This is a genomic window from Deferribacterota bacterium (genome assembly GCA_034189185.1).
In the GTDB taxonomy this organism is placed as follows: domain Bacteria; phylum Chrysiogenota; class Deferribacteres; order Deferribacterales; family UBA228; genus UBA228.
In genome coordinates this window covers 1-6,764 of sequence record JAXHVM010000095.1, presented here as the reverse complement: position 1 = coordinate 6,764, position 6,764 = coordinate 1, and the positions used below count along the sequence as shown (strand labels likewise).

At 30.6% G+C, this 6,764-nt stretch carries 9 protein-coding genes and 1 tRNA gene; 9 read left to right on the top strand and 1 reads right to left on the bottom strand.

Annotated elements, in window-relative coordinates:
• From SVN78_07200 to groL, 3 genes are all read left to right on the top strand, one after another.
• Positions 1 to 461, top strand: a 461-nt coding sequence (locus SVN78_07200; GenBank protein ID MDY6821390.1) for an MBL fold metallo-hydrolase, incomplete at its 5' end; no start/stop codon positions are given.
• Positions 462 to 753: 292 nt separating this feature from the next.
• Positions 754 to 1,050 carry a co-chaperone GroES gene (gene groES, locus SVN78_07195; protein ID MDY6821389.1) on the top strand — a complete coding sequence of 99 codons (297 nt, stop codon included), beginning with the start codon at positions 754 to 756 and terminating at the stop codon, positions 1,048 to 1,050.
• Positions 1,051 to 1,071: 21 nt separating this feature from the next.
• Positions 1,072 to 2,706: a chaperonin GroEL gene (groL, locus tag SVN78_07190; GenBank protein ID MDY6821388.1), complete on the top strand. Its 1,635-nt coding sequence runs from the start codon at positions 1,072 to 1,074 to the stop codon at positions 2,704 to 2,706.
• A 38-nt stretch (positions 2,707 to 2,744) separates the two neighbouring features.
• On the opposite strand, the gene SVN78_07185 is transcribed toward groL, so the two are convergent.
• Entirely contained in the window at positions 2,745 to 3,320 is a 576-nt protein-coding gene (locus tag SVN78_07185; GenBank protein ID MDY6821387.1) for a hypothetical protein, read from the bottom strand.
• 191 nt (positions 3,321 to 3,511) lie between these two features.
• On the opposite strand from SVN78_07185, the gene SVN78_07180 reads away from it, so the two are divergent.
• The 6 genes from SVN78_07180 to SVN78_07155 form a co-directional block, all read left to right on the top strand.
• On the top strand, positions 3,512 to 4,231 hold the full coding sequence (locus tag SVN78_07180; protein MDY6821386.1) for an MIP/aquaporin family protein: 720 nt from the start codon (positions 3,512 to 3,514) through the stop codon (positions 4,229 to 4,231).
• Between the two features lie 64 nt (positions 4,232 to 4,295).
• Entirely contained in the window at positions 4,296 to 5,126 is an 831-nt protein-coding gene (locus SVN78_07175) for a mechanosensitive ion channel (protein ID MDY6821385.1), read from the top strand.
• Positions 5,127 to 5,191: 65 nt separating this feature from the next.
• Positions 5,192 to 5,265, top strand: a tRNA-Arg gene (locus SVN78_07170).
• A 62-nt stretch (positions 5,266 to 5,327) separates the two neighbouring features.
• Positions 5,328 to 5,804 carry a hypothetical protein gene (locus SVN78_07165; protein ID MDY6821384.1) on the top strand — a complete coding sequence of 159 codons (477 nt, stop codon included), beginning with the start codon at positions 5,328 to 5,330 and terminating at the stop codon, positions 5,802 to 5,804.
• 25 nt (positions 5,805 to 5,829) lie between these two features.
• A complete protein-coding gene (locus tag SVN78_07160) occupies positions 5,830 to 6,225 on the top strand; it encodes a hypothetical protein (GenBank protein ID MDY6821383.1) in 396 nt (131 codons plus the stop codon).
• A 100-nt stretch (positions 6,226 to 6,325) separates the two neighbouring features.
• The coding region (locus SVN78_07155; GenBank protein MDY6821382.1) for a sodium:solute symporter family protein at positions 6,326 to 6,764 on the top strand (439 nt) is incomplete at its 3' end.

Below are 6,764 nucleotides of genomic sequence, written 5' to 3'. Positions count from 1 at the left end.
ATACGCCAGGCCATGCCATCCACCATCTAGCTTATATGGTAGATGGTGCAGTGATCTGCGGTGACATCGGCGGTGTTCGCTTCAATAAGGGGCCGGCAATTCCCCCTTGTCCACCGCCTGACATAAATATTAAAGACTGGATCCACTCAATAGAACGTCTTAGCGCCTTGAGATTATCTAAGCTTTTTTTGACTCACTTTGGCCCATTTGATGATGTCCAGGAACACCTAGCAGCGCTCAAGGGGCGTCTTATAAGCTATACACGCTTTATACGCGAAGGTATGAAAGGTGGACTTACTCAGCAAGAGTTGATAGATCGCTTCGAAGAGTTTTTTCGAGAGGAATTTAAATCTCTTCATTTGAATGAGGAGATGTTGGCTATATACGAATTGACAAACCCACCATGGACGAATGTCTTGGGACTTGTTCGCTATCTCCAGAAGAAAAAAGAAGCTTTATAAGCAGATAAATTGAAAATCTGTTTATCGCTTATCATCGGATCTTCCGATATTAAGTAAAATTTGTTTATAGGCTACACACTATATCAGCGAGCATTTACCTCTGATCTCTGAGCATATTACAAATATATATCAATGATAAATATTGGTATTCATAGATTTTATAAAAAAAACAAAAAAATTGTTGACAAATAAGTGTATAAGTTTATATATATAAAACGAAAATGATTAGCACTCTTTGGAAATGAGTGCTAATAAATTAAAAAATATAAAAAGGAGGTAATATATGGCAACAATGCAAATTACGAAATTGAAACCATTACAAGATAGGGTTTTAGTTAAAAGACTTGAAGCAGAAGAGAAGACAGAGGCAGGCATAATAATACCTGACACTGCAAAAGAAAAGCCTCAAAAAGGTGAGGTAGTGGCTGTAGGATCAGGCAAGGTTTTAGAAAATGGAACCAAAGTAAATCTTACTGTTAAGCCTGGTGATAAAGTTTTGTTTAGCAAGTATGCAGGTACTGAAATTGAGATGAACAATGAAGAATATTTGATAATGAAAGAAGATGATATTTTAGGAATAATTGAATAAAAAAATTTAAGGAGGTAATTTATGGCAAAAGAAATAAAGTATAGCGAAGAAGCAAGAAGAGCAATAGCAAAGGGTGTTGATACCTTAGCAAATGCTGTTAAAGTTACATTAGGCCCAAAGGGGAGAAATGTTGTTATTGAAAAAAAATTTGGTTCCCCAACAGTTACTAAAGATGGTGTAACTGTTGCCAAAGAGATTGAGTTGAAGGATCCCTATGAAAATTTAGGTGCACAAATGGTTAAAGAGGTTGCATCTAAAACTAGTGATATAGCTGGTGATGGAACAACTACTGCAACAATATTAGCTCAAGCTATCTATAGGGAAGGTATGAAAAATGTAGTTGCAGGTGCAAATCCTATGGAAATCAAGAGAGGTATTGATAAAGCTGTTGATGTAATTGTTAAAAAATTGGGTGAGATATCAAAAGATATCCAAGATAAAAAAGAGATAGCTCAAGTTGGTACAATTTCTGCAAATAATGACCATGAAATTGGTAATATAATTGCAGAAGCTATGGATAAAGTTGGAAAAGATGGGGTAATTACCACAGAGGAAAACAAATCAATTGAAACTACCTTAGATATAGTAGAAGGTATGCAATTTGATAGAGGATATATATCACCTTATTTTGTGACAAATCCAGATACAATGGAATGTGTATTGGAAGACGCTTATATATTAATACATGATAAGAAGATATCTAATATGAAGGATTTATTGCCAATATTAGAACAATTAGCTAAACAAAATGCCAAATTTTTGATAATAGCAGAGGATATAGAGGGTGAAGCACTAGCAACGTTAGTTGTTAATAAACTTAGAGGTACACTAAATTGCTCAGCTGTTAAAGCTCCAGGCTTTGGTGATAGAAGAAAAGAGATGTTGCAAGATATAGCAGTGCTTACAGGTGGCCAAGTAATAAGTGAAGAATTAGGATTAAAATTAGAAAATGTAAAATTTAGTGATTTAGGTAAAGCAAAAAGAATTGTAATAGACAAAGAGAATACAACAATTGTTGAAGGCGCAGGTAAAAAAGAAGATATTGAAGCAAGAGTAAATCAAATTAAAAAACAAATAGAAGAAACAACAAGTGACTATGATAGAGAAAAATTACAAGAAAGATTAGCAAAGTTAGTTGGTGGTGTTGCTGTAATCAAAGTTGGCGCTGCAACTGAGACAGAAATGAAGGAAAAGAAAGCAAGGGTTGAGGATGCATTAAATGCAACAAAAGCTGCTGTTGAAGAAGGTATTGTACCAGGTGGTGGTGTTGCATTTTTAAGAGCATTAGATGCTTTAGAAAATTTTAAACTAGAAGGTGATGAACAAATTGGAGTTGAAATTGTTAAGAGGGCTTTAATTTATCCTGTTAAACAGATTGCAGAAAATGCAGGCTATGAAGGTTCTATTGTTGTAAATAAAATAAGAGAATCAAAAGATACTACCTACGGATTTGATGCTTATAATGAAAGATATACTAATTTAATAGAAGTTGGTATAATTGACCCAACAAAGGTTGCTAGATGTGCATTACAAAATGCATCTTCAGTTGCTGGTCTAATGCTTACAACTGAGGCATTAATAACAGAAATACCAGAAAAGAAAGAAGAAGCTCCAGCTATGCCAGGAGCAGGAGCTCCAGGAATGGGTATGTATTAGAAAAAGAGGCCCGAGAGGGCCTCTTTTTTATTAATAAATTAATTTGGAAAAGGGATTATTTTGTTATTTTTAAGTATTTCAGAGTATTTTTTTATCCCAGTTTTATTCCATCTGTTTAAAATATTATATATGTTGTTTTTGTTTAAAAGGTTTATTTCATCGGATATCTCTGTTAATATACTGGTTAAACTTTGAAACTCTTCTGTTAGTTTTAAATATAAAGTATAGAGATCTTCTTTAGATTTTAAATTTCTATATGTATTTGCAATAAAACTATATGAACTGCGACCTATATTTATGTAGTAGTCAATGTCAATAATTTTATTAGATGTATAGTCAGGGTATAGACCGCTAAATAATAAACAAATATCGCCTACTAATTTTAATTCAGTTATTTTTTTAAACAAATCTTTATGTAATGCTTCTAATAAGATTTCTATTAAAGGTTTTTCATCTATTGCTAATATGTAAAAATGCTCGTAAGATTCTGCTAATTTTTCAAGGAAGCTCATAAGATAAATTTTAGAATATTCACTTAGAGTTATGCCTAGTTTTTTTTCAAATTCATCAATTAATTCGGCAAACAACGCCTTAGTATTTTTATAAACTTTCATAACAACCTCCAGAAGGTCATATTTATAAAAACACTCTTTATTATTAATATATCGATTAATTATATAATATGTAAATAAAAAATTAAAATTTATTATAATATTTCAAAAAATTATAATGTAATTTTACCACATTTTACTATATAATATAATAATATATTACTATATTAATTTTAAATTAGGAGGTTCTCATGATGAGCTTGCATATCTTTTTAGCTGAATTTTTAGGAACTGCCCTATTAGTATTGTTAGGTGATGGTGTTGTAGCTAATGTTTTATTGAGCAAGAGCAAAGGTGAAAATAGTGGTTGGATAGTTATCACAGCAGGTTGGGGTTTTGCTGTTATGGTAGGTGTTTACGTATCAGGTTGGGTGAGTGGTGCACATATAAATCCAGCTGTTACTATAGGATTTGCTGCTATTGGAAAGCTTGATATTGCACTTGTTCCTATTTATATAATTGCCCAAGTTTTAGGTGCTTTCTTTGGGGCTATCTTTGTTTATTTAGCATATTTAGATCACTTTAAAGAAACTAAGGATAGCTTAGCTATACTATCAGTTTTTTCTACAGTACCACAAATTAGAAACTTCATTAAGAATTTAATAACAGAAATTATAGGCACAATGGTTCTGCTTATAGGAGTATTGGGGGTAACTAATGAAAATAATCTTATTGGTTCATTAGGTGCATTAATTATCGGTTTAGTTGTCTTTTCTATTGGTTTAAGCCTTGGAGGTCCCACAGGTTATGCTATAAATCCTGCTAGAGATTTAGGCCCTAGATTGGCTCACTATTTATTGCCTATCCCAAATAAAGGGAATTCAGATTTTAGATATGGCATTATTGTACCCATAATAGGACCTATTATAGGTGGCATTATTGGCAGCTATATTTATCTTTTTTTTATTCCTTAAATTTAGTAAATTAGATTACCATTGACTTTAATATTTATTTAAATGAATAAAAAGGTGCAAAAATATGGAGACTATATTTAGCAAAATTAAAGAGTGGTTTTTTCTATATGGCTTTAAAATAGTCGTTTCATTAATTATTTTAGTTATTGGGATATGGTTATCTAAGAGGTTAGTTAATTTTTTAAATAAAATATTCAAAAGAAACAGATTTGACCCAACAATAGGCGATTTTCTATTATCTATTATATATTACGCTTTGATTGTTCTTGTATTCATTATAGCCCTTTCAAATATTGGAATTCAAACAAGTTCAATTATAGCTCTAATAGCTGCTGCTGGTTTGGCTATTGGTTTGTCATTACAGAACTCCTTATCAAATTTTGCATCTGGTATTATAATAATTACTTTTAGACCATTTAATGTTGGTGATTTTGTCAAAATTGGAGATGTAGCAGGCTCAGTTGAAAAAATAGGAATATTTGGGACATATATTAATACTTATGATAATCTAAAAATATTTGTACCTAATTCAAAGATAACAAGTGACAATATAATTAATTATGCTGCAAATGACAAGAGAATGCATGATATAGTTGTATCAGTTAGCTACTCAGATGATATAAAGAAAGTAAAAGATGTGCTTTTAAATATATTAAAAAGTGATGAGAGGGTTTTAGATGAACCTGAGCCCTATGTTATGGTTAAAGAATTTGCAGAATCAAGTATAAATTTTGGTGTTAGACCATGGGTTAGTAGAGATGTTTATTGGCCTTTTTTATGGGATTTTAATGAAAAGGTCAAAATTGCTTTTGATAAGGAAGGCATAACAATTCCTTTTCCACAAAGGGATATTTATATAAAAGAATATGAAAAAAATCTTAACTCTGTTATATAAAATAAAAATATATAATTGAAATATGTTATTGACTAATTTGACTATATTTGTAACATTTAATATGTGCCCTCGTAGCTCAGCAGGATAGAGCGACGGATTCCTAATCCGTAGGTCACAGGTTCAAATCCTGTCGGGGGCGTTATTGTTAAAATTAATACTAAATTAATTAATAAAAAATAAAATATGAGGAGTGTTTTCTATATGAGACAAACATTTATATTTACTTTGTCATTGCTTTTACTGTTATTTTGCAATTTATTTATTTTAGATGTATACGCTCAGCAACAGTGTGTATCTAGCGAGTATAAATTAGATGTGGAGACTTCATATAATGAAACTGATAATATTTTAAATATTGTGGTGACTAACCCAAAACCTTTATTAAATGATGGCACACCACTAAATTTTTCGCAACTAAGCATAGAGATATATAATGGGGATGCCTTGGTAAAGGAAGAAACATATAATAATATAGAATTTAGTGAAGGTGAATCACAGGAGTTTAATGTTGGTAATCTACCTAATTCTTTTGGAAGTGATATTGTTGTAGTTGTTGTTAGAGGGGTTGCAACTGAGTCTGCTTCTTTATCAATTCCTGGTATAGGTGGTTTTGGATTTAACATTAGTGGTAGCCTGCCAAGTGGTACAGCTTGTGGTGATGATGTGTTAGTATTTTAAAATTTTTATAATATAGGGTTTAGATATGAAAATTTATATTTTAAATATTTTTATTTTATGTGTATTTTTTTCACTAACAAGCTATGGTCTTGATAAATTAGAGGTTAGGAATAGGTTTGGTCAAGATTTTAGACTTGAAAGTGTTGAAAATATATATACTAAGAAATTATTAAATATAAAAGATATCAAAAATAATTATATGAAAGATAATAATACAATAAATTTGTTAACAAATTTGCCCATTTGCGGAAATAATATAGAAAAGAATGGTTTTCTTCTAGTAAAAGAAAATAATGATTTAAAACTGCACCATATTGATGAAGCTGAAGGGAGCCAACCTATAATACCAGATTATAATTTCAATGGTTCATATAGACCGGATTTTACTGATACAGCTATTGGTATATCTATTGACAATTAATTTATGATCATATAATAAAATTGTTTATCTCAAAAGAATTAATAGGGTTTAATAATTTATGTATTTTTTTTATATTTTAATATTTTTGTATCTAATATTAATGCTTAGTATTGGGCTTGTTGCAAATAAGTTTATAAAAAATGAGATTGATTTTTTATTAGCTAGTAGACGAGTGTCCTTTATTTTCTTAGTGTTTACAATGGCTGCCACTCATTTTGGTGGTGGTTTTATAACTGGCTCTATTGAATATACAATAATATATGGTACTGGTGGCGGTATTTGGTATGGTCTATCATGTGGTTTAGGTCTAATACTTCTGTCATTTTTAGCGCCAAAGTTAAGAAGTCTCTCATTATTTACAGCCCCAGAGTATTTAGAAATAAGATATGGAAGCAAATTTATAAGGGTATATGCTGCTTTAACTTCTCTTATAGCTTTGATAGGGATATTATCAGCCCAAATTATTGCTACAAGTAAATTATTAGGAATACTAAATATTAATCCTATTATAGGAGGGGTTGTTGCAGTAACTATTTTTA